General features: G+C 68.9%; 15 protein-coding genes and 2 pseudogenes. 6 read left to right on the top strand and 11 right to left on the bottom strand.

All coding sequences use genetic code 11. From position 1 onward, the window contains the following. Positions 1–86 precede the first annotated feature (86 nt). The 3 genes from OG905_RS02590 (at position 87) to acs (ending at position 4122) form a co-directional block, all read left to right on the top strand. The gene (locus OG905_RS02590) at positions 87–449 is read left to right on the top strand and encodes a DUF485 domain-containing protein (RefSeq protein ID WP_328665943.1); all 363 of its coding nucleotides are present in this window, start codon (positions 87–89) and stop codon (positions 447–449) included. Positions 450–511: 62 nt separating this feature from the next. Then, complete coding sequence (locus OG905_RS02585) at positions 512–2086, top strand: solute symporter family protein (RefSeq protein ID WP_328681996.1); 1575 nt, start codon at positions 512–514, stop codon at positions 2084–2086. 80 nt (positions 2087–2166) lie between these two features. After that, entirely contained in the window at positions 2167–4122 is a 1956-nt protein-coding gene (gene acs, locus OG905_RS02580; protein ID WP_328665942.1) for an acetate--CoA ligase, read from the top strand. 615 nt (positions 4123–4737) lie between these two features. Here acs and OG905_RS02575 read toward each other — a convergent pair. The 3 genes and pseudogenes from OG905_RS02575 to OG905_RS02565 all read right to left on the bottom strand — a co-directional run bounded on the left by OG905_RS02575 (position 4738) and on the right by OG905_RS02565 (position 7113). Beyond that, positions 4738–5421, bottom strand: a complete 684-nt coding sequence (locus OG905_RS02575) for a hypothetical protein (protein ID WP_328665941.1) — start codon at positions 5419–5421, stop codon at positions 4738–4740. 50 nt (positions 5422–5471) lie between these two features. Then, positions 5472–6119: a hypothetical protein gene (locus OG905_RS02570; RefSeq protein WP_328665940.1), complete on the bottom strand. Its 648-nt coding sequence runs from the start codon at positions 6117–6119 to the stop codon at positions 5472–5474. Positions 6120–6270: 151 nt separating this feature from the next. Then, a pseudogene (locus OG905_RS02565) lies at positions 6271–7113 on the bottom strand (IS5 family transposase). Between the two features lie 249 nt (positions 7114–7362). Between OG905_RS02565 and OG905_RS02560 the strand changes: the two are divergent. From OG905_RS02560 to OG905_RS02550, 3 genes and pseudogenes are all read left to right on the top strand, one after another. Continuing rightward, on the top strand, positions 7363–8394 hold the full coding sequence (locus OG905_RS02560; RefSeq protein ID WP_328665683.1) for an FUSC family protein: 1032 nt from the start codon (positions 7363–7365) through the stop codon (positions 8392–8394). Positions 8395–8930: 536 nt separating this feature from the next. Continuing rightward, positions 8931–10342, top strand: a pseudogene (locus tag OG905_RS02555) (NF041680 family putative transposase). 84 nt (positions 10343–10426) lie between these two features. Beyond that, positions 10427–10747, top strand: coding sequence for a hypothetical protein (locus tag OG905_RS02550; protein WP_328665939.1), 321 nt, complete (start codon positions 10427–10429; stop codon positions 10745–10747). A 52-nt stretch (positions 10748–10799) separates the two neighbouring features. Here OG905_RS02550 and OG905_RS02545 read toward each other — a convergent pair whose 3' ends face one another. The 8 genes from OG905_RS02545 to OG905_RS02510 all read right to left on the bottom strand — a co-directional run bounded on the left by OG905_RS02545 (position 10800) and on the right by OG905_RS02510 (position 23071). Beyond that, complete coding sequence (locus OG905_RS02545) at positions 10800–12278, bottom strand: alpha/beta fold hydrolase (RefSeq protein ID WP_328665938.1); 1479 nt, start codon at positions 12276–12278, stop codon at positions 10800–10802. A gap of 326 nt (positions 12279–12604) precedes the next feature. Beyond that, positions 12605–13969, bottom strand: a complete 1365-nt coding sequence (locus OG905_RS02540; RefSeq protein WP_328665937.1) for a carotenoid oxygenase family protein — start codon at positions 13967–13969, stop codon at positions 12605–12607. Positions 13970–14005: 36 nt separating this feature from the next. Continuing rightward, positions 14006–14446 (bottom strand): SRPBCC family protein, encoded by a 441-nt coding sequence (locus OG905_RS02535; RefSeq protein ID WP_328665936.1) that lies wholly within the window; start codon positions 14444–14446, stop codon positions 14006–14008. Between the two features lie 76 nt (positions 14447–14522). Beyond that, on the bottom strand, positions 14523–15995 hold the full coding sequence (locus OG905_RS02530; protein ID WP_328665935.1) for an MFS transporter: 1473 nt from the start codon (positions 15993–15995) through the stop codon (positions 14523–14525). Between the two features lie 118 nt (positions 15996–16113). Further along, positions 16114–18102, bottom strand: a complete 1989-nt coding sequence (locus OG905_RS02525) for an ATP-binding protein (RefSeq protein WP_328665934.1) — start codon at positions 18100–18102, stop codon at positions 16114–16116. 259 nt (positions 18103–18361) lie between these two features. Beyond that, positions 18362–18754, bottom strand: a complete 393-nt coding sequence (locus tag OG905_RS02520; protein ID WP_328665933.1) for a nuclear transport factor 2 family protein — start codon at positions 18752–18754, stop codon at positions 18362–18364. A 97-nt stretch (positions 18755–18851) separates the two neighbouring features. Beyond that, the gene (locus OG905_RS02515; protein ID WP_328665932.1) at positions 18852–20105 is read right to left on the bottom strand and encodes a cytochrome P450, cyclodipeptide synthase-associated; all 1254 of its coding nucleotides are present in this window, start codon (positions 20103–20105) and stop codon (positions 18852–18854) included. A 236-nt stretch (positions 20106–20341) separates the two neighbouring features. After that, positions 20342–23071, bottom strand: coding sequence for an AAA family ATPase (locus OG905_RS02510; RefSeq protein WP_328665931.1), 2730 nt, complete (start codon positions 23069–23071; stop codon positions 20342–20344). Between the last annotated feature and the right edge of the window lie 158 nt (positions 23072–23229).

Below are 23229 nucleotides of genomic sequence, written 5' to 3'. Positions count from 1 at the left end.
CTCCGGCACCGGCCGTGAAGAGCTTCGCCCCGCGCACTCGCCGGGCGTTCATCGTTCCCCAACCTCACCAGTACGTACGGAGATCCATGTCCAGCCCGCCCGAAACGCTCCAGAAGCCGCAGTACGCGGACATACGCGACACCGAGAGCTTCGCCGAACTCCGCAGCCGCTTCCGGCGTTTCAGCTTCTCGATGACCGGCGCGTTTCTGCTCTTCTATGTGTCCTACGTCGTCCTGTGCACCTATGCACCGCACCTGGTGGCGACCAAGGCCATGGGGAATGTGAACGTCGCCCTGCTGCTGGGCCTGGTGCAGTTCGCCTCCACCTTCCTCATCGCCTGGCTCTACACCCGTCACGCGAAGAAGCACCTCGACCCGCTCGCCGATTCCCTGCGGTTCGCCGCTCAGCCGGCCATCGACCCTCTCGCCCCCGCGCGAGGTGAGGTGTGAACGGCACCGCACTCCTCGGGACCGGCACGCTCGCCGCGGCCGGCGCCTCGCAGAACCGCACAATGATCATCGTGTTGTTCCTGCTCTTCGTCGCCATCACCCTGGGCATTACCGTCTGGGTCGGCAGAAACAACAGGAGCGCCACCGACTTCTACGCCGGAGGACGGTCGTTCAGCGGCTTCCAGAACGGTCTCGCCATCTCAGGCGACTACATGTCTGCGGCCTCCTTCCTCGGCATCACCGGATCCATCGCCCTCTTCGGCTACGACGGCTTCCTCTACTCGGTCGGATTCCTGGTCGCCTGGCTCGTGGCCCTGCTGCTCGTGGCCGAACCGCTGCGCAACAGCGGCCGGTTCACCATGGCGGACATCCTCGCGTTCCGGATGCGGCAGCGTCCCGTCCGTACCGCCGCCGGTATCTCCACCATCGTGGTCTCCATCGTGTACCTGCTGGCCCAGATGGTCGGCGCGGGCTCGCTGGTCGCGCTGCTGCTCGGGGTCTCCGGCGACGACGCCAAGAAAGGGATCATCCTGGGCGTCGGCGCTCTGATGATCTTCTACGTCACGATGGGCGGGATGAAGGGCACCACCTGGGTGCAGATCATCAAGGCGGGCCTGCTCATGGCCGGCGCGCTGCTGCTGACCGTACTGGTGATGAACCGCTTCGGCTGGAACCTCTCCGCGCTGCTCGGTTCGGCGGCCGAATCCAGCGGCAAGGGCGACGCCTTCCTCGAACCAGGACTGAAGTACGGCATCAGCTCACTCACCCGGCTCGACTTCATCAGCCTCGGCCTCGCTCTCGTCCTGGGCACAGCCGGCCTGCCACACATCCTGGTCCGCTTCTACACCGTGCCCACCGCACGAGCCGCGCGCACCTCGGTGAACTGGGCCATCGCGGTCATCGGCATCTTCTACCTGATGACCATCGCGCTTGGTTTCGGCGCGGCGGCACTGATCGGCCCCGAAGCGATCAAGGCATCCAACCCGGCCGGCACGACGGCCGCGCTGATGCTCGCCGAGGAACTGGGCGGCGGCCCGGCGTCCACCACCGGAGCGCTGCTGCTCGCCGTCATCTCGGCGGTCGCCTTCGCGACCATCCTCGCTGTCGTCGCCGGCCTGACCCTGGCCTCCTCGGCCTCCTTCGCCCATGACCTGTACGCCCATGTCATCCGTAAGGGCCGGGCCGGCGAGAAGCAGGAAGTGCGGGTGGCCCGCTGGTCGGCGGTGGCGATCGGAGCTGTCGCGGTGGCGTTGAGCATGCTCGCGGACAAGCTCAACACGGCGGCTCTGGTGGCGCTGGCCTTCGCGATCGCGGCATCCGCCAACGTGCCGACCATCGTCTTCAGCCTCTTCTGGAAGCGCTTCACCACCATGGGTGCACTGGCGGGCATCTACGGCGGCCTGGCTTCCTCCCTGCTTCTGGTGATCTTCTCCCCGGTGGTCTCCGGCAAGCCGACATCCGTGTTCCCGAGCGCGGACTTCCATCTCTTCCCGCTGGAGAACCCGGGACTGATCTCCATTCCGCTCGGATTCCTGCTCGGGTGGCTCGGCACAGTGCTGTCCCGGCCCGAGGAGCGCGGCGCAGAAAAGCACGCGGAACTGGAGATCCGTTCCCTGACGGGCATTGGCGCGAACTGACCCCGCCCACCGCCCCTTTCGGTGTCTTGCCGATGCCCTCCTTCGTTTCATTTTCCGCAACAGACCATGAGGAACGAGAAGTGAGTAACGAAAGCCTGGCCAATCTGCTGAAAGAGGAGCGCCGTTTCGCTCCGCCGGCCGAGCTGGTCGCCCATGCCAACGCTGAGGCGGAGGTGTACGAGAAGGCCGAGGCCGACCGGCTGGGCTTCTGGGCCGAGCAGGCCAGGCGCCTGTCCTGGGCCACCGAACCGGCCGAGACACTGGACTGGTCGAACCCACCGTTCGCCAGGTGGTTCGCCGACGGCACGCTGAACGTGGCGTACAACTGCGTCGACCGGCATGTCGAAGCGGGCAACGGCGACCGGGTGGCCATCCACTTCCAGGGCGAGCCCCGGGACAGCCGCGCCCTCACCTATGCCGAGCTCAAGGATGAAGTCAGCCGCGCCGCAAACGCGTTGACCGAGCTCGGTGTCACCAAGGGCGACCGCGTCGCCGTCTACATGCCGATGATCCCCGAAGCGGTCGTGGCGATGCTGGCCTGCGCCCGCATCGGCGCCGTCCACTCGGTGGTGTTCGGCGGTTTCTCCGCCGACGCGCTCGCGACCCGTATCCAGGACGCCGACGCCAAGCTGGTCATCACCGCCGACGGCGGCTACCGTCGCGGCAAGGACGTCGCCCTCAAGCCTGCCGTCGACGAGGCCGTCGCCAGGTGCCCGCAGGTCGAGCACGTACTGGTGGTCCGCCGCACCGGCCAGAACACGGCCTTCACCGACGGCAGGGACGTGTGGTGGCACGAGATCACCGCCCGCCAGTCGACCGAGCACACTCCCGAGGCTTTTGAGGCCGAGCACCCGCTGTTCATTCTCTACACCAGCGGCACCACCGGGAAGCCGAAGGGCATCCTGCACACCTCCGGCGGCTACCTCACCCAGGCGGCGTACACCCACCACGCCGTCTTCGACCTCAAGCCGGAGACGGACGTGTACTGGTGCACGGCCGACGTCGGCTGGGTGACCGGCCACTCCTACATCGCGTACGGGCCGCTCGCCAACGGCGCGACCCAGGTGATGTACGAGGGCACCCCCGACACTCCGCACCAGGGCCGCTTCTGGGAGATCGTGCAGAAGTACGGCGTCACGATCCTGTACACGGCGCCGACCGCGATCCGTACCTTCATGAAGTGGGGAGACGACATCCCCGCCAAGTTCGACCTGTCCTCGCTGCGGGTGCTCGGGTCGGTCGGTGAGCCGATCAACCCGGAGGCCTGGATGTGGTACCGCGAGCACATCGGCGGCAACCGCTGCCCGATCGTGGACACCTGGTGGCAGACCGAGACCGGCGCCATGATGATCAGCCCCCTGCCCGGCGTCACCGAGACCAAGCCCGGCTCCGCCCAGCGCGCGCTGCCCGGCATCTCGGCCACCGTCGTCGATGACAAGGGCGAGGAAGTGCCGGACGGTTGCGGCGGCTACCTGGTGCTGACCGAGCCGTGGCCTTCGATGCTCCGCACGATCTGGGGCGACGACCAGCGCTACATAAAGACCTACTGGTCCCGGTTCGCCAACCGCTACTTCGCCGGCGACGGCGCCAAGAAGGACGACGACGGCGACATCTGGCTGCTCGGCCGCGTCGACGACGTGATGCTCGTGTCCGGGCACAACATCTCCACCACCGAGGTGGAGTCGGCACTGGTCTCGCACCCGAAGGTCGCCGAGGCGGCGGTCGTCGGCGCCGCCGACACCACAACTACCCAGGCCATCGTCGCCTTCGTGATCCTGCGCGGCAGCGCAACGGAGGACGACGTGCTCGTGGACGAGCTGCGGGCCCACGTCGCCAGGACGCTCGGCCCCATCGCGAAGCCCAAGCGCATCCTCGCGGTCGCCGAGCTGCCCAAGACCCGCTCCGGCAAGATCATGCGCCGGCTGCTGCGCGATGTCGCCGAGAACCGTCAGCTGGGCGACGTCACAACGCTGACGGACTCCTCCGTCATGAATCTCATCCAGTCCAAGCTGCCCACCGCGGCCAACGAGGACTGAGTCCCCGCCAGCACCACACAGCGGTGATCCGGAGAAACGGGCCGCCACACAGACCGGATGCCGGGCAGTGACTCCCCCCACTGCCCGGCATCCTGTTGCCCTTTCCGGTCCCGGCCCGGCGCGTGGAGCGGACCCGCCGTAACGAGGCGCGCGGTCTCGCACCCCGCCCGGCCGCGTGCGCCGTCGATGCCATGCCCGTTTGCGACAACGGGGAGAGCAGTACCGTGCCGAGACTGGGCGGTCCGCCCCGACCGTCCAACTCACACCACACTCCGGACAGTTCACCCTCCCAGCTGCTTGGACCGCCTCGGTCCTCGACCTCGTCCGCCGCAGCCGGCGCCAGTGCCGCGAACGACAAGCCGACGAACAGAACATCGCCGTCGACTTCGCCGACGGCATCAGTGCACCACCGCACCCCCGGCACAACCGCGGCCCGGCGTCCTGGTCCTCGACCAGTCGCAGCCGCACAGCCCCGTCCCTGCCCGTGCTCGCCACGGTACGACCGGCAACGACTTCCGCCCAGTCGTCGCTTCGGGCGGATCCGCCCGAAGCGACAAGCCCCTGAGTTGCACCGAATCACGGCTCACTTGTCATTCAGCCCTCAGACACGGCTTCTCAGGCCCAGTTGGTGAGGTCGTAGACGGCCTGGCAGTGCGGGTCTTCGGCCCCGTGTTCCTCATGTGCAAGGAGAGTGGAGTCTTCGGGGTTGATGGCTGAAACAAGCTTCGTGGCAGCCCACCAGTTCACGCTGCGGGGAGCGCCGCTCTCTGAGTCCACCGTGGCCAGATCGACACCGATCGTCCTTCCCTTGTAGAGGAGGTAGACGCGCAATGTGTCGCGGCTGCGCAAGTCGAATCCCGTGAGCTCGTACAGTTCCGGATAGGCGGATGCCTTGGCCTCGTACCACAGCGGGTCCCCAACCAGATCGGCAATAATGTAGTCGACCGAATCATCGGGTGAGACCTCTCCGTCTGGACGCAGAATACCGGACGCAAGCAAGTCGACTCCGTCAATGACTCTGCCGGCAAGGTTTCCCTGTGATGTATCGCGAGCATGGAGCGCGAATCGTCGCAAGGCGGCGACGTACCACCACATGCCGAACTGCTCATCGCTGCCGGGTTGACAGACGGGGAGATCGAGAGAAATGAATCCCTCTGCGTTTTCCTCGCCACCCAGTTTTACCCGGATTCGCTCATTATCGATCCGGATCAGGCCGCGAATCCGGTATGGGGTGCCAGGCAATGGGGCAGCGATGAAACGGCGCAGTGCCAGCAGGACTCGAGCGAAGTGTTTGTCCATGCGGTAAAGCATGACACGTGGCTCGGCCTGCTGGCACAGTTACCTGATTTTTAAAGGTCGTTGACCCAATCGGGGCAGACCGTCTGGCCCCGGCAGAACACGGTGACGGTGCCGATCGGGCGGCCATCGGGGGTGTGCGGCGCGGTGGGGCCTGGCCCGTAGGTTCCCTGTTCGGCGACACTCGTCACGGTGAGGCGAATGCCGCCCTGGCTGGTGGCGACGACGGCGTCGTACTCGTAGCGCGTGGGCCTGGGATGCCGGTCCGCGTTCCCGTTGTACGCGGCGGTTATGACCTTCTTTTCGCAGGCGTTGTGTTTCGAACAGGCGTGTTTCACGCCGAAATCGGCGTTGCCGCGACGCGAGGGAATGTCGTGGCCGTCCCAGTCAATCGCCGTCCAGTAGATGTGGTGCCACGGTATTGTCGGGTCAGGAACAGTGCTGCGTCCTTGAGCGGTTCCGCTGGCAACGGAAGGGGTAACCCCGGAAACCGGCAGGCCCTCCGCTATCGCCTTCTTTGCGCCGAACTTCTCGATGTAGGCGTCGTTCGACATGACCACATAGATGTCGAAGTCGTCAGGCCGTGCTGAATCGCTGGCAGATTTCTCGGTTTCCGTAGCATGGCTGCTGGTCGGCAAGGCTCCGAGTAAGCAGAGCGCCGCAAAGCTTGCGAACACTGATCTGCCAATGGCGGTTTTCATGATCCTCTCCCGGAATCCGGGTGACAGACAGCCACCTGATGGCGTGACGGAAGAGAGGCTTGAAAATAGCCCGCCGGTCGCGACGGGCTTGCCCCCGCCTCCGGACGGTCAGTCCGTGAGGTAGCGGCAAACTTAGGCCATGTCTCCCCGATCATGAGCGGAGCCAGATGATGATGGCTGCGAAGGTGACGGTGCCAAGGAAGACGTGACCGCGTTTGTCATAGCGGGTAGCCACGGCGCGGAAGCCTTTGAGCTTGTTGATCGCCCGCTCGACGACGTTGCGTTTCTTGTATCGCTCCTTGTCGAAGCCGGGAGGGCGGCCTCCGCGCGAGCCGAGCTTGACGCGGTTTGCTGCCTGGTCGGCCTTCTCCGGGATCACATGCCGGATGCCCCGTTTCCGCAGGTAGGCCCGCGTTCGCCGGTTGCTGTACGCCTTATCGGCGCTCACGCTGTCGGGTCGGGTGCGCGGGCGCCCGGTGCCGATCCTGTGGACGCGGATCTTGTCCATGACCGGCTCGAACTGGGTGCAGTCAGCCCGCTGCCCGGGTGTGACCAGCAGGGACAGCGGGCGGCACCTGCCGTCGGCACTCAGGTGGACCTTGGTGGTGAACCCGCCGCGGGAGCGGCCCAGGGCCTCGCCTGCCGCACCACCTCCGCCAGGTGGCCGGCCAGGCCCGTCCACGCCGGATCGATCTGGTGTTCCGCCACTGCCGCCCCCTTTGAGGACGCCGGCGGAGGGGCTGTGCGGGCCCCGGCTGCGTGCTGGTGGGCGCGCATCACCGTGGAATCGACCGAGATGGCCCAGTCGATGGTGCTCTTGGCGTCCGCGACGGCCTGGACCTGCTGGAGAAGTCGTTCCCAGGTTCCGTCGGCCGACCACTGCAGGTGTCGCTTATGGACGGTCTTCCACGGGCCGAACCGCTCGGGTACTCACCGGCAGGAGCGGCTCCAGCCGCTTCCACTCACCGTCGGTCAGATCCCCACGACCAGTCATATCAAGCTAACGAGTCACATGATCGGAGAGGCGTGGCTCGGGGCAGGGCACGTGGCACCCGAAACGATAGATGCTGTGCAGACAAGGAGTCCCTGATGAACGATCTGCGACCGCGCTGACCGCGACCTGCCAGCACCCGGATGCATCAGTGGCGTTCGCCGGCCTGGGACGCCCTGTTGCGTAGGGTGACCGCAGAGCCGGGCAGGCGAGTGAACCGGCCCCGGCCCCGGACGCGAGAAGGGTCGTGCGGTGGGCGAGGCTGAGCAAGGGGACGTTGCGAACGGCGGTAAGCCGGACGCGGCAGCGGGCCCGGCCAAGCAGTCGGGCGCCCGCAGGTGGCTGCACATTCTCGGCGCCGTCGCGGTGGCGATCGTGCTGCCGGTCGCGGTGGCCGGGATCGTCGCCGGGCAACTGGGTGCCCGGGCCGTGTTCCTCGGACTGCTCCTCGGCGTCGTCGGGGCGAAGCTCGGCGGAACCCGTCGCATGCTGTACCTCGCCCCCGCGGCGGGGGTCGCGGTCGGCCTGGGCTCGTTCACCGCCTACGACTGGTGGTGGGTGGCGCTCCTCGCGGTGACCGGTGCCGTCGTGGGGGCGGGGATCGGCTTCGGCTGGCTCCCGCCGCTGCTGATGCTCGCCTTCGCTGCCACATTCGCGGCACCGACGCCGTCCGGCACCGACGCGCTGATCTCCGGCATCATGGCCGCCCTCGGTGTGGGCTACGGCATCGTGATCGCCCACCGCTTCGGCACCGCCCCCGTCATCGAAGGCGACCGCCTGCCCGTCAAGGTGGCCGCCGTGGTGGCGCTCGTGTTCGGCGCCGCACTCGGTGCCGGAGCCGCACTCGGCGTCGGGCTCGGGTGGACCGAGCCCTACTGGGTGCCGGAGCCGATCCTCATCCTCGCGCTGTACATCGTCACAGGAAAACGCGACCGGATCAAAGGCAAGGCCATCGGCACCGCGGTCGGTATCGCCGGCGCCCTGCCCGTGGCGATCCTCGCCCCGTCCGTCTGGGTCACCTCGGCCATCGCCACCGCCGCGTTCATCGCCGCTCTCACTCAGGCCGACAAGTACTGGCTCATGTACGGCCTCTACACCTTCGCCCTCGTCCTCGCACTCGCCTCCCCCGGCCAGGTCGCCGTCGAAGCCGAACACCGCGGCTTCGAAATCCTCGCAGGCATCGCCATCCTCGTCATCGGCCTCGCCGTCGTCCACGCCATCGGCGACCGCCTCCTACGGCAAAGCCCACAACCCGAACTCACAACCGGCAATCACAGCATCTGACGGCCAGCCACACCTCGCTCACTCCTCCCAGGCAGCGGTCACTTTCGCCGCCATCATGGTCCGCTCATGATCGGGGAGACATGGCCTAGTTCGAATGCTAAGCGCCTCGCAAGGGAGATCTAGCAGGGCCGAACTAAGTGAGGAAACGCAAGGGCATTTTCCGTCTGGCTAAGTAGTTGCTGGCTAAACCGAATCCAGCACAGCCTCAGGGTGAACTGCAGGGCAACCTTGAAGGAGCCCAGTATCCGGATTGACTCGCCCTCCCCCGGATCTCAGTCGCTCCAGGACAACAGCTTGGCATGCTCGGATCAGGAACAGGCTCTCAGCTTGTCATTTATGGTCCGGCGTCGAACGCGACTCGAACTTGATCAGTGTTTTCGCAGTTCAACGGACATGTAGGCGGCCTTCGTCTGATCCTGTGCTCCGTCACAGAGTGGATCAACGCGAAGGCCGTGGTCGTGAGTTTGGTGCATCAGGGCGTCCTGCGGGATGCGTTCGCGGAAGTGTCACACTTCCCGTCGGAGCTGTACGCGTGCATGACTGCGCGGGGCGACGCGTTGTTCGAGTTGTGCGACGCGTTGTTGTGCACAGAGGGTCCGGTGCGGACGCTGGTTGATCTCGCGCTCGCTCCCGAACACCGTCGCGGTCATGGAGCTCTGTACGGCGGGCTGAATCAGGGCGGATCGATGTTGCACGCCTGCGTCGCGCGCTGGCGGGGGTGCCGTTGCCGAGGGCGGCGGATGGCCGGCTGGTGTTGGCTGTGGATGTCTCGCCGTGGCTGCGGCCGGACGCCAACACCTGTGCTGACCGGGCCTTTTGCCACACGTTCGGCCGGGGCGAGGGCAAGCACCAGATGGTGCCAGGCTGGCCGTACTCGGTGCTGGCCGCGCTGGAGACCGGCCGCACCTCTTGGACGGCGGTGCTGGACGCGGTCCGCCTGGAGCCCGGCGCCGACGTCGCCGCGGTGACCACGGTGCAGATTCGTGAAGTAGTCGAGCGGCTGGTGGCCGCCGGCCAGTGGCAGGAGGGCGACCCGGAGGTCCTGGTGGTGCTGGACGCCGGATATGACGCCCCGCGCATCGCCCACCTGCTGGCTGGGCTGCCTGTCGAGATTCTCGGCCGGCTCCGTTCGGATCGCGTGATGCGTCGGCCGACGCCGCCGCGGATCTACGACCCCAAGGGCGGCCGACCGCCCAAGCACGGCGGCGAGTTCGTCTTCGGTGACTCCGGCACCTGGGGCGTCGAACACGGCCGCGACGACCACGGACACCCGGCTCTATGGGCAAGCGACCGCGCAGGCTGGGACCGGCTTCACCCGCGGCTGACCCGCCGGGCCGCCTGGCTCGACCACGAAGGACCACTGCCCATCATCGAGGGCACCGTCATCCGCCTGGTCGTGGAGAAGCTGCCCAGCGGCGGGGTCAACAAGCCGGTCTGGCTGTGGTGGTCGGGCACCGGCGCGACCACTGAGGACGTTGATCGCTGCCGGCAGTCCTTCCTCCGTCGCTTCGACATCGAGCACACGTTTCGCCTGTCCAAGCAGACCCTCGGGTGGACCAAGCCCCGGCTTCGCAGCTCGGAAGCAGCCGACCGGTGGACGTGGCTGGTGATCGCCGCCCATGCCCAGCTCCTGCTCGCCCGTCCGCTCGCCACCGACCTCCGGCGCCCCTGGGAGAAACCGGCCGAGCCGAACAAACTAACACCCGCCCGCGTCCGGAGAGGGTTCAGAAACCTGTGCACGAAGGTCGGCTCTCCGGCCGGGGCACCCAAACCTTCCCGTCCCGGACCCGGCCGACCAGCGGGCTCGAAAAACCGCCGCCCCGCCACCCGTCACGACGTGGGCAGAGTCCTTGCCACTGGCGAAGCGTTCAGCCGCCCCGCCCACCACAAGGTGGGCACCAAACCCAGGCGAACGGCCGATGTGGGTCGCGACCGAGGCCCCGCATAGGCTTGCCCCTGCCCCTGCCCCTGCCCCTGCCCCTGCTGCTGCGGCCGGCTGGACCTGCAATTGGATCTACAACTGGGGCTACCCATGGAGCACAGTTCTGAGCGAGAAAACGGCGACGGCTCGGACTCTGAGGCATACACGCGGGATATCCGTCCAGAACGCCAATCTGTGCGCGAGGCACTGCGCTCAGATCTCCCCGCCGCCCACTTGGGCCTGGGCGTGATGGTCATCGCTTTGGTCGTAGTTGCCAGCTTTGTCGGCGCTCGATGGACCTTGATCGTCGCTGGTGCGTTCACGGCCTGGTTCGTTCTGGCCCTGGCAGTGATTCGCATCGGCAGCGGCCGCGGCTGGCACGCCGTCCGACGGGCCTACATCGCCACGTTCGGCTGGGGCAACTGGATCTGAACCCCTTCGCTGCTGCCTGGCCCTTCAGCAGGCCGGACGTTAAACGACAAGCTCAGTCGGTGCAGGTGGTGCCAGGAGCGGGCAGCACGCGGGTGGTCAGGTAGCGGTTGGTGGCCTCCTGGACGCACTTGGAGACCAGGAACATGCTGTAGTCGTCGCCTTCGTGGCCGAGTACGACGCTGCCGGGCAGTTGGGCGGCCATGGTCGCGCCCGCGCGGTAGGGGGCGAGGGCCTGGTGGGTGGACTGGAGGATCAGTGCGGGCGGTGCGCCGTGGATCGGGGCGCCCGCCTTGACGGGCTTGGCCGGGATGGGCCAGCCGAGGCAGCCCGCGATGGCCTTGTAGGAGCGCACGGCGCCGCCGAGGTGCGGGGACACGCGGGCGAGTTCCTTCCGCAGCTGGGTCAGCTGGGCGAGGGTCCGCACCGGGCGGGCGCTGTCGAGGCAGGCGGGTACCTGTACCTGTACCGGGTCGAGAGTGTTGTCCGGGTCGAGGGTGAAGTCCGTCGCGTCGCCGCCCTGGGCCTTGACGATGGCCTTCGCCAGCTCCGGCCAGGACAGACCGGACAGGGTCAGGTAGTCCTGGGTGGCCTCGCGGATGTCCTCACCGGTCAGCGGCTGGTGGGCCACGCCCCCGGTCGGGATCGGATCGCGGTCGGCACGGGCGACGAGGGCGTCGTACTCGGCCGCGACGTCCTTGCCGTGCAGGGCGCAGTCCTTCGACGTGGCGCACCAGGCGGTGAAGCGGTTGAAGGCCGTCTCGGCCGTGGCCGCCTCCTGGGTGACCCGCGAGAGAGGCGAGCCGGTGTCGTCCAGGGCGGTGTCGAGGACCATGGTGCGCAGCCTGCCCGGGTAGAGCTTGGCGTAGGTGCGTCCGAGGAGCGTGCTGTAGTGGATGCCGTACCAGTTCAGCTGCCGTTCGCCCAGCCCGATCCGGACCGCCTCGAAGTCCCGCGCGGTGCTGGTCAGGTCGACGTGGGCGGTGAGCCGGCCGTTGCGGCGCAGGCAGTCTTCGGCGAAGGCCCTGTTGTGGGACACGAGCGCGTTGAACGCGGCCCGGACCTGCGGGAAGTGGCTGACTCCGGCGGGCTTGAGCGGTTCGCCGCAGAGGATCGGCGCGCTGTGCCCCACTCCGCGCGGGTCCACCGCGACCAGGTCGAATTTCTGGGTCATGGCGCCGGCGAAGTTCGGCATGCCGATGTGCATCGCCAGTCGCAGTTGCTCGATGGAGGAGCCGCCGGCTCCGTCGTTGAGGAGCAGGGTGCCCTGGCGGTGGGCTCGGGCATCCGCCGGGCGGCGGACCAGGGCGAGGGGGGTGCTGCCGGCGTGGGGGTGGGACCAGTCCACTGGTACCTGGATCGATCCGCACTGCATGCGCTTGAAGTCGGTGTCGGCGCAGGCGTGCCAGTCGATGCCGTTGGCGGGGGTCCGGTGGTCGGCGTCCTCGGTCTGCGCGAGCGCCGGTACGGCGATGGTGGCTAGGAGCGCGGAGAGGGCGGCGATCCAACCGGCGCTTTTCCGGTTTCTTGTCATGTCGACTTCCTCGGTCGTGTGCCTCGGCCTGTGCGGGTTCGAGGCGTTGTTCGGGGTGCTCCGGGAGGAGGCGGGGCCAGGGGGGGACGGCGATGCTTACGGAGCTGTGGGCGGTGCCGGAGCCGTGAGCGTCTCGCGGCTCCGGCAGCCGCCTTGGTGGGATGGCGTTTCGGCGGTGCGGTTGTTCGATGTGCGTCTCGCGAGTCGGCGGCGTCGGAGGCACACGAGCGGCTTCAGGGGGTCGGCAGGTCCCGTTAGGGCTCCGGGGGCAGTCAGCCTTGCGTCAACACGCCGCCGGTGTAGCTGAGGTGCGTCGTCGCTGTGGGTCAGCCCTTGGTGGCTTCCAGGGCGGTGTCGGGGATCCAGGAGCCGTGGAGTCCGGCGCTTACCCGTTGGGGCAGGTGGACGGTGGCGATCCGGTCGAGGCCGGAGGCGTCGAGGACGAGAAGCTGGGAGGCGTCCTGCTTGAGGTCTGAGGCCACGGTGAGGAGGTAGCCGTCGTCCTCGCGGGTGGCTCCGGCGGCGGGGACGAACACCGCTTCGCTGGGCATACGGGCGTCGCCGACCTGGTGGATGCGGCGGGCGCCGGTGGTGCGGTCGTACTTGACGATGCCGTAGCCGCCGAAGCCCTTCTCGTCGGGGAAGGAGACGGCGTACTGGTAGCGGTTCTCAGAGCCCAGGTAGTCCTCGTTGAGGGTCGGGAACTCCACGGTGAGGTCGTCGATGATCTGCTCGTCGACGGAACCGGCCGCCATGTCGACCACCCAGCGGCGGGTGTATGAGCGGGCGACGGGCTCGGTACCGCGCCCGGGGGCGCCGACCCACCAATTCCAGGACAGCTGGAAGCCCTCGCGGTCCACGGTGGGGCCTTCCAGAACGATCCGGCCCTGGCCGTCCTCGTAGGCGTTGGCGACGTGCAGCAGGTTGCCGGGCTCGATGGAGAACCAGCGGACCTGCGGGGCGCCGTCGTTGCCGCGCGCCATGACGCCTATGCGGGCGGGCTGGGCGTCGCTCCAGCCGTAGGGGATGCCGGAGTGCTCGGCCGGATCGAAGGTGACATTGCCCTCGATGAAGACCACATGGCGGCGGGTCAGGGCGAAGTCGTGCTTGAGGGAGGCGGTCGCTCCCGGGACCTCGGTGCTGTGGACGATCGCGCCCTTGGCGTCGGCGACGTAGTACGTCAGGAACGGCGGGAAGGGCGAGGAGCCGAAGAAGTGCAACTCCCCGGTGACCGGGTCCTCCTTGGGGTGCGCGGTCATCGCGCTGCGCAGCTTGCCGTCGAAGTCGTACGCGCCGACGGTCTCCAGGTCCGGGGTGAGTTCGAAGGGGAAGTTCGCCTCGCACAGGGCGAGCAGGCGTCCGGCGTGCTCGATGACGTGGGTGCCGGCGGCGCTGGCGGTCAGGTCGGGGCCGCGCTCGGTCATGTAGGGCGCGCCGTCGAGGGCGGGGGTGTGCACCCAGCGGTTGCGGTACCACTCGGCGCGGCCCTCACGGAGGCGGATGCCGTGGACCATGCCGCTGCCCTTGAACCAGTGGGTCGGGGTGACACCGGGCTTGGGGTTGTGGCCGTTGCGGATCAGCCGGCCGTCCAGCTCCGGGGGCAGCGTGCCCTCCACGGTGAGTCCGGTGGCGGTGCCCTCGTCGGCGACGGGGGCGTAGTGGCCGGTCAGGTAGGGCTTCGCAGCAGTCATGGCAGGAACCTCTTTCAGTGGATGTGATGCTTTTTGTCAGGCAGCTTGTTCGGCACGGGACTTGAGGTGGGAAAGCCAGTTCTCCAGGGAGGCGTGGAGGGCCTTGCCGAGGTGGTCGGCCGCGGCTTCGACCGGGGCACCGCTCCAGGACTCCTCGGTGCGGACGGTGACGTGGTCGTCGTTCTGCTCGAACGTCCACACGTGGATGCCGGTGATGCCGTCGGCGGGGCCGCCCCACACGATCCGCTCGCCGGGGACCAGTTCGCGCACGGTGGAGGTGATCTCCAGGCCGTGGGTTCGCCAGCTGAAGGAGTTGCCGGGCGTCAGGGGGCCGCTGAGCTCAGCCTCGTCGATGTCCGTGTTCCAGGTGGGCCAGGACGCGATGTCGGTGTGCAGCTCCCACACCGTCGCGAGCTGGGCGTTGACCTCGGTGCTCAGGCGGACGATGACGGGCGCGGTCTCGTCGATGGTGACCATGGCTGTGGGTTCCTCTCTCTGGATGACATGTTTCGGCGGCGCGGCTGATCCGTCGGTTCAGCCGGATTCAGGAGACTCAGGCGGGTTGGGGGTCGGAGGCCGGGCCGGTGGAGGAGGTTGCGGTCCGCGGGCCGGCGCAGCGGGTGAGGAGCAGCGCGAGGAGGGCTGTTGCGGCCAGGACCGCGGCGGCGACGGTGAAGACGGTGCGGTAGCCGGCGGTGAGGGCTTCCAGATGGGGCTGGTGGGTGGACGCGTGGGCGGTGACGGAGCCGGCCAGGGTGGCCAGGGCGGCGAGGCCGATGGCACCGCCGACCTGGCGGGTGGTGTTCACCAGGCCGCCGGCCAGGCCCGCGTCCTCCCGTGGGACGCCGTCCACGGCGAGCGCGGTGAGCTGGACGAAGGCGATGCTGAGGCCCAGGCCGATCAGGACGCTCGGGCCGAGGAGGTTGGCGAGGTAGCTGCCGTGGGCGCTGATCTGGGACAGCCACATCAGGCCCGCGGCCTCGGTGAGCAGGGACGCGGTCACGGTCGCGGGGGCCCCGATGCGCCGGGAGATGTGCGGCGCCAGGGCGGCGCCGAGCATGTTGGCTCCGGCGAGCGGGAGTTGTCCCGCTCCGGTGGCCAAGGGGCTGGATCCGAGGACCTGCTGCTGGTAGAGCGGCAGGAAGAAGAACAGGGCGATCCACACCGAGCCCAGCAGCGCCATCAGCAGGTTGCCCGCGGCGACCTGGCCGGTGGTGAACAGACGTGGTGGTATCAGTGCGTTCGGACGGCGGCGCTCGATCACGGCGAAGGCCCCGAGCAGCGTGGCGGCGGCCCCGAGGGCGCCCAGCACCCGGCCGTCGGTCCAGCCGGCGCCGCGTGCGGTGGTCAGGCTCCAGACCAGGCAGGTCAGGGCGAGAGTGACGGTGGCTGTGCCCAGCAGGTCAAACCGCCCGGCCTTCCGTCCGGCCGCCCGTGGCACGAACGCAGCCACGGCGGCCAGGACCACCGCCGCCCCGAGCGCGACCGAGTGGAAGATCCAGGGCCAGCCCCAGGCCTGCGTGAGCACACCGCCCAGCAGGACGCCGCCCGCTCCTCCCGCGCCGGAGACAGCCCCCCACACCCCCAGTGCCTTGCCACGCCCCGGGCCGGAGGGGAACTGGTCCATCGTCAGGGCGAGCGCGGCCGGGGCGATGGCGGCGGCGGCAAGGCCCTGAACGGCGCGGGCGGCGATCAGCACGCCCGAAGCGGTGGCCAGTCCCGCTGCCAGCGAAGCCGCGGCGAACAACGCGAGCCCGGCGATCAGCACGCGACGGCGGCCGAGGAGGTCGGCCGCCCTCCCGCCCGCCAGGAGCAGTGCCCCGAACGCCAGGCCGTAGGCGTTGACCACCCAGGTGGTCCCGCCGTCCGACAGCCCGACTCCGGCGCGGATCTGCGGAAGAGCCACATTGACGATCGAGGTGGCGAGCATGACGGTGAACTGCGCCGCGGCGAGTGCCGCGAGCACGGCTCCCGGCCGGGGGGCTTGGCGTGCTGCCTGGTTCGTCTGCGTGCGTGCAACGTTCATGGGGCACAGGCTCGTGCCGGACGGTGTCCACTTTCCAGGCCCGGCAGGGGCGGGGACTGTCCACTGCTGTCCGCACCCGTCCACCCGCATCTGCCGAAGCGTGCGGCTTCGGTCGCGATCAGCGGCCGTGCAGCTCCTGCTGCCACAGGGCTTCGCAAAGCAGGTCCAGGCCCTGGCGCAGGTGGCGACGGTAGGTGCCGTACGGAAGGCCGAGGCGGCGGGCCGCGGCCTCCTGGGTGGGTGCACCGGAGAAGTAGCCTGCCGTCAGCGCCTCGCAGGCGCGCACTCCGCGCGGGTCATGGGCGAGGTCGTCGACGGCCTGGCGCATCAGGGTGCGCAACTCCCCGACAGGATCACCGAAATCAGCCGCGAGACGGGCGCGCATCAGGGCACAGGCGGCGAAGGCTCCCGCATCGCGCCAGTGCGTCAGCGCCTCACGCACGGCCCGGTCGAACGCGGTACGCGAAATGGGCGACGGTCCGGGTGGAGCCGGCACTTCGGGGGCTGATATGAAGTGGAGAAGCCAGGTCTCCACGGGTACCTGACGCCAGTCGACGCTGAACAGCCCGTAGGTGTGCTCACCTACTCGCGGGCGCGCCCCTGTGTCGCTGAGAGTGCCCTTGACGCGCTCGGCCCAGGTCTCGGCGTCCCGGTAGACGGCGAAGCCATAGGCGCGACCGCGGGCACGGGCGGCCTCCGCCTGGGCCCGGGAACTGCTCAAGTCGATGACGCGCGAGGGCACCTGGTACCGCTCGGGGTAGATCGAGAAGCGGCTTATGCCGATGTGTTCGCCCGGGCTCACCGGGGCGGTGGCATCGGTGTACCGCCACGCGGCCGCGACGACAGGATCGGTGGCAAGGTCCTGGGGGTCGGGAGGGACCGGCAGAGCGAGTCGGGCCGTGAAGGCCACGATCCGGCCCGTGCTCACGAGACGGTAGACGCTGAAAGCCTGCGGCTGGCGCTGTGCCCAGTAGCGGACCAGTTCCGCGGAGGCGGCCCCCTCGGTCTCCTCGGCCATCCGCAGCACGACATCGATGTCCTCCGGGTGCAGCGGACGGTCGTGCACCTCGTCCTCGCGGGACCAGGTGCGTAGCCGGGCCAGGGTCTCCCCCTCCCGGAAGAGGTAGAAGAGCTCGTCGGTGACGGTCCACACCCGCTCCTCGGGTGCCTCGCGCAGGATGCGCAGGTACTCGTCCGCCAGCCGCTGGCGCATCGTCTCGAACGCGTTGGGAGCACGCCAGCGCAGGTCGGCGGCCAGCGTCTCGCGTGCGGCGTCGTGCGGGTGGAGCCCCCGATGCGTGGACTCCATGAAGGGCAGGTCCCTCAGCCAGGAGAAGAGCAGATGGGCATCCTCCCCGGGCAGCACGGCGGCGAGCAGTTCCTCGGACGTCGAGTGGGCCTGCGCGGCCACCTCCAGGGCGCGGCGGTGGGCAGCCGTGGGGACCTCACCGATCAACCCCGCCAACAGTGTGCGCAGGACGTCCGCCGACGGGGCCCAGATCTCCTCCCTGGAGCAGCCCGCCGATCCTGCCGCGGCCGCGAGGGACAGGGCCAACGGATTGCCGCCGGCGAAGCGGAGGACCCGGTCGCGCAGTTCGGGCCGGATCTGCGCCGCGACCAGCAGGCTCCCGGCCTGTTCCGCGGAGAACGGCTCCAGTTCGGTCACGTGCAGGAGCCGGGACCAGGCGGGGTCGGCGGTCCACTGCGGTTGCGGAGCGCGCCGTCCGGCCAGGACGACCAGGGTGCCGTCCGCGGCGCGAGGCAGAAAGTGGTGCCACAGCCAGCTCTCCAGCCACTGGCAGTGCTCGAAGGAGTCCACGAACAGGACCGTGCCCGGAACATCCAGGAAAGGACCGGCAGCGTGCTCGAAATCGGCCGGGTCCCGGCTGACGAACCGGCCGTCGAGTTCGACGAGCAGCCGGCCCGCCGCACGAGCGTGGTCCGCCAGACGCCTCAGCAGCGTCGACTTCCCGATGCCGCCCGGCCCGCACACGTAGAACGCGAACGGTGCCTGCGGATCGCCGGCCAAAGCCTCCTCGAAGCGCCCGAGTTCCTCGTCCCGGCCGATGAAGGCCTGCACGCGCGCTCTGCTCAGTCTCTCTCCCACGGACACCATGGCGGCTCCCATCCCCTTTGCTCCAGCACTCGACAGCCATGCCCGGAGACACCCATCGGGCCCCGCGGCGACAGCCACCGGCACGAGTTACGCACGGCAGTGGTCCGAGCTCCTTGTGCACCACCCGGCTCCGGCTGGTCGAGGCTGCGCCGCGCACGGGTGTGAACAGGTGTCGCATCCGGTGCTTCGGAGGCCGATTCCCCCTCCAGGGCCGCTACTCCGGGGAGATCCTAACGGAGGCTCTGTCCTGTCACTTGATGAGCCCGAGGTTCCCGTCGTCGGGGTGGCCGGTGATCAGGAGGGTGGTTTCTTCGACGCGATGGAAGCGGCCGTCGGGGGCCAGCTGGGCGAAGAGGTAGACCTCGGTGCGAGAGATACGGCCGTTGTCCTGGCTGAGGGTGACGGTGTGGCGGTCGGCGTAGCGCAGTCCGTCCCGGAGTTCGTCGTGGACCTCTATGTGGCCGCTGCGGATCAGGGAGCGGAGGCGTGTGATGTGCTGGGCGAAGGAGGTCCGGTCACTCCACACGCCGTCGGTGCGCTGGCGGTAGTCAGGGGTGAAGTGCCGGTCGAGGGCTTCGGCGAGGTCGAGGCCCGGGTTGAACAGCAAGTCGTTGATGGCTCGGGTGATGTCGGTCGATGTCATCGCTGTATTCGCCTGAAGTGAGGAGGGGCATGGAGTTGGTCCTGGCGGCTGGAGCCGCGGAGGACAGGACGCCGGCCCGGCCCGGGAGAGGCCTGGGTCAGGGACGGCCGTCAGTCGTGGCCGGTGCCGCCTTCGTGGACGGAGTGAAGTCCAGCGACAGGGAAACAGGGCCTCGGGTGTACAGGCCGGTCTCCTGGTAGCGGAAGCCGGGGCTGTAGCGGACCTGGTCGAGCAGGGGCAGGAGCATTGCGGCGACGGTCTCGATCTCGGCGCGTGCGAAGGCCGCGCCGACGCACTGGTGGAGTCCGGTACCGAAGGCCAAGTGCTGGGCGGCCGCGGTGAAGGAGCGGGCGGTGCCAAGGTCCGGGCGGTGGATGTCGAAGGTGTCCGGGGCGGTGAAGGCATCGGGGTCGCGGTTGGCCGCGCCGATCATGCAGAAGACGGTGGCACCTGCCGGGACGGTGGTGCCCGCGAACACGGCGTTCTCCTCCGCCTGGCGGGGAATGAGCTGGACCGGCGGGGTGAAGCGCAGGGTCTCGGCGATCGCGGCGGCCAGCAGGTTCGGGTCCTGGCGGACCTGCGCCATCTGCTCGGGGTGGTCGATCAGGTGCTTGACGAGCAGGGCGAGGGTCTTGTCCGCGGGCTCGGTGGCGGCAGCCAACACGTTGATGATCAGCGCGGTGACGTCGCGATTGCTCATGGCGACGCCGTCGAACTCGGCCGTGCACAGCGTCGATATCAGGTCCTCGCCGGGGTGGCGGCGCCGCTGTTCGATGACGGGTACGAGATAGGCCTCCAGCTGCTCCGCGCAGTCCATGCAGTGCCGGCGGCGCTCGGGGGTGAGAGTCATGCTGGTGATGAACTCGACGACCCCGCTGTGCCAGGCGGCCACCTGCCGCCAGTCCTCTCTGTCCAAACCGAGGACATCGAGGGTCACGTGGACGGCGAAGGGCTTGCCGAAATCGTTGACCAGGTCCATCCGGCCTCGGGAAAGGAAAGGGGCCATGAGTTCAGCGGCGTTGGCGTGGATGGCGCGTATCTGGCTCTCGAGGGCCTGGCCGGTGAAACCCCGGACGACGATCTTTCGCTTGGCGGTGTGCTCGGCCCCGGTCATCTGGGCGAGGACCGGCCCGCGCATCACCGGCTCGGCGCGCACCTGCAGTGTCTCGGTAGTGAACGCCTCATGGTCGGTAAGTACCCGCTTGACGTCCTGGTAGCGGGAGAGGAAATAGCTGTCGATCGCCGGCTCGTAGTGCACCGGAGCCTGCTCCCTCAGCTGTGCGGAGCAGCGGTAGGGGTCTGCGGCGAAGTCCTCGGACAGGATGCTGAAACGGGGATTGACCACGGGCATGGTGAAGACCTCTCAAAGTGCGCAGTGCCGGGGAAGAATAAGTACCAGGGAGGCGGGAGGTGGACCGTCAGCGGCCCCAGCGAAGCTGGGCCGCCCGTAACCTGGTCGGAGGATGGGGGTCCCCCGTCGAAGTCAGGGGGAGGGCCCACGCGGTGGGGGCAACTCGCGTGCCCGAAGGGCTACGGGGGAGTGCGTGCCCGGGCACACCAGCCCGGCAAGATCCGGAAGACAGGCCCTTAGGCCGCAAGAGCCTCCGCCAGTCCGGCCCGGCCGCTGATACCGAGCTTGTGGTACGCCTTGCTGAGGTGGACCTCGACGGTCCGCAGACCGACGAAGAGACTCGCCGCGATCTCCTTGTTCGTCATGCCCTCGGCAGCGAGCTTCGCGACCCGGCGCTCCGAGCGGGTCAGTGCCTCCAGCCCGCGTGAGGCACGGGACTCCGCCCGGTAACCTGCCGCCCGCAGTTCCTCCAGGGCGAAGGCTTCCACGGCGATCGCCCCGCACTGCTTCGCGACGCTCACCGCCTGCTGCAGCACACTCCACGCCGCCGACGGCAGCCCGTTCCGCCGCACCAGCGCCCCGCAGTCGGCGAGCGCCTGGGCGTACGAGAAGCGTGCGGTGGACGCTTCCAGCAGACGGATGGACTCGCGGAGCATTTCCGCGCCCGCGGAGCCCCCGGTGATGACCCCACGAGCGCGTAGCGCCACCCCGGTGACCTCCGGTATTCCCCACGCCTGAGCAAGCGTGAGCTCTTCCTCGACCAGTGCACTCGCCTCTTCGTGTTCACCGAGACAGGCGTGGGCCAGGGCGGCCTCGGAGCGCCAGGGCAGCACGGCCGGTCCTGCCATCCGGCGGGTCCGGGCACGGGCTCCGGCGTGGAGGAAATCGGCGAGGCCCTCCCGGGCCCGGCCCTGTACCATCCTCAGCCGGCCACGGACCAACGCTGTGAAGTCATTGGCCCAGTGGGGGTTGAGCCGGCCCATCAGCCCGTGGTCGGCCAGCAGTTGCTCGGCCTCCTCGGTACGGCCCTGTTTGACCAGTGCGTCCGTCCACATGGCCACGCTGTGACTGGTTGTCGGTCCGGCGCCGACACCCCGCAACGACTCAACGGCGGCGTGGGCGTCGGCCTCGCATCCGGCAACGTTGCCGACGCGGTAGTTGACCCCGGCGCGCAGCGTGGAGAGATATGCGGAGCGGAGTGCGGACCCTCCCGCCCGGACCGCGTCCATGGTCGCGTCGACGTGGGCGAGGGCGAGATCGGAGCGGCCTGCAGCGGCCAGTGCCAGGACCGGGGCGGTGTAGACGAAGGATTCGTCGTCCGCCGGACAGACCCCGCCGCTCATGGCCTGCTGTGCATAGGCGACCGCGTCCGCCGGGTTGCCTCCGTCCATGATCGAACGGAGCGAGAGCAATGCGGCGAGCGGCCGCCGTACGAGGGTTCCCTCGGCCTCGGCCAGGTCCATCGCCATCAGCCGTGGCATCGCCGAGGCGGCGGTGGAGGTGCGGCTGAGCCGGGCGTAGACGAGGTCGATCTCCAAACGCAGAGCGTCCACTCGGCCGGCCGCGCGGATCCGCTCGGAGACGTGCTCCAGCACGTCGAGTCCCTCGGGGTAGCGGTCCAGGGTGAACAGGGCAGCGGACAGCGAGCGTGCCGCCGCGGCCTGTTCGCCGGGCGCGGTGGCGAGATCCAGACTTCGGCGGAGGCTGTGCACCGCGCTGGGCACGCAGCGGGCCAGTTCTGCTTCGCCGAGGGAGGCAAGCGCCTGGGCACGAACCGGGTCGGGCAGGGGTTCGCGCAGGGCGCGTTGCAGACACCCGAGTGCGGCCGCGCGGTCTCCGCGCGCCATTGCCTCGTCGGCGGCGCGGAGCAGGGCGTCGATCGCCCACTCCTGGCCCAGCGGGGCATTCAGCAGATGAGGGACGACCGAGTCCCACGCGGCCCCCTGGTCGATCAGGAACCGTGCGGCGCGGGCGTGGAGTTCCTGACGGCGGCTGGGCAGCACTTCATTGGCGACGGCCACGGACAGTACCGGGCAACTGAAGGCGGTGCCTCCCTCCGCTCGGACCATCAGGCCGGTGGCGGTGAGGGTGTGCAGACTGTCCTCGACAGCCGGCTGAGGCATGTCGGCGGCGCAGGCGATCAGGTCGGCGGTCGGCGTCGGCGACCCCGCCAGCACGGCCGCCACCTCGGCGGTGGCGACCGCATCGGGTCCGCAGGCCCGCAGCCTGGCCTGAAGGGTTCTGCCCACCTCGGCGGGTACGTAGCGGGCGAGATCGGCGCCGGTGTCGGCGTCCGGCGCCGCTCCATGGGTCCGTATCGACCGGAGCAGGGCGTGCAGCAGGGCGGGGATGCCGCCGGTGGCCGTGCGGCAGGCGGTGACGAAGTCCGGTTCGGGTTCGGTCCCGAGCACCGCCTCGGCGAGTTCACCGACTTCTGTGTCGCCGAGCGGGGTGAGCCAGATGCGGTGCCGGAACAGCGGCAGCAGCGTGCCGATGGAGTGCTCGTCGCCGGACGGGACTTCCGGGCCCATGGTGGTGACCACGGTGATCCGCAGCCCGTCCAGTCGACGAAGCAGTCTGCCCAGCCATGTCACCGAGGCCGTGTCGGCCCATTGGAGGTCGTCGATCCCCAGCACGACCCGGCGGCCGGTGCGGGTGAGAGCAGCCGCGGCCCGGTACGGAGCCTGGAAGTCGGCGATGGCCGCCTGCACGGTCTCGTCCAGCTGCTCTTCCGCGACGTGCTCCAACAACTGGTGGACGACACCGAAATCGGCCGGTGTGTCCAGAGAGTCGGCCGTCGCACAGAGGACGAGTTGCCCGTCGGCTCGCGCTCGGCGCAGCACCCTGCGGAGCAGGGCGCTCTTGCCGACGCCGCTGCCCCCGCGCACGATCACCGCCGTTCCGGGTGCGGCATGTCTGGTCAGCTCACCCAGTGTGGCGAGTTCTCGTTGTCGTCCAATAAGCACGGTCGTTGCCCCGTTGTCATGCTTCACCAACCCACAGCCCCCCACTGCGGTCAGGGAGGCGACCGTGCTGTCACCGTACGGGGTATCGCGCCGAGGATGACGCTCCGTGGTGACGAGCAAGGCTGCCGCCAGCATATTTGCTGGAAAGTTCAAGAGTA

It is taken from the genome of Streptomyces sp. NBC_00322, assembly GCF_036147535.1.
In the GTDB taxonomy this organism is placed as follows: Bacteria; Actinomycetota; Actinomycetes; order Streptomycetales; family Streptomycetaceae; genus Streptomyces.
The sequence above is the reverse complement of the archived record's forward strand: the minus strand, read 5'-3'. Positions and strand labels throughout refer to the sequence as shown.